Source organism: Lentibacillus salicampi (genome assembly GCF_004565465.1).
Lineage (GTDB): Bacteria > Bacillota > Bacilli > Bacillales > Amphibacillaceae > Lentibacillus > Lentibacillus salicampi.
The window spans coordinates 1-610 of sequence record NZ_SRHY01000128.1 but is presented as its reverse complement, the minus strand read 5'-3'; the positions used below and the strand labels follow the sequence as shown (position 1 = coordinate 610).

1 protein-coding gene is annotated in these 610 nt (G+C 32.1%); it reads left to right on the top strand.

The features are described from left to right. On the top strand, positions 1-603 hold a 603-nt coding region (locus tag E4U82_RS19675), incomplete at its 5' end, for a hypothetical protein (protein ID WP_135111925.1). Positions 604-610: the final 7 nt, after the last annotated feature.

Here is a 610-nt window from a genome sequence, read left to right as displayed (position 1 = left end):
ACGTCAGAAGAACTAGCAACAAATGTTTTTTCAGATGTTCCTATACCTGCATTTACTAATAAAGATATTATCTACTTTTCTCCTGATTTATCAAATTGGAAGAATTTATTTATTAAACAACTAGAGGGGAAAGAGCAACCTGAAATTAAAAGTTTTTATGAAAATATGTCCGAAAAACAATTGTTTACTATCGTGGGACACGAGTTAACTCATCACTCGGACTTATTCGTGGATGAATTTGATGATGACAGAGAAGATGGTATATGGTTTGAGGAGGGTATGTGCGATTACATTTCCAGAAAGTATATTTTAAACCAAGAAGAATTTAATAATATTACAAACATAGAGCTACAATTAGTTGCTTTATTTAAAGATAAATATGGTAATCACTCATTGGACGAATTTGGGAGTGCGAGCTACGAAGGTTCTCTAACGAGTATTATGTTTGACTACTGGAGAAGCTTTCTTGCTATAAAATATTTAGTTGAAGAAAAGGCTAATAACGATATCAAACTTATCTTTAATGAATACCATAATTGGCACAACGAAGGTAGAAAGAAATCACTAATAGAGCATTTTGAAATACAATCGTTGTTCAATTAACGGGCGC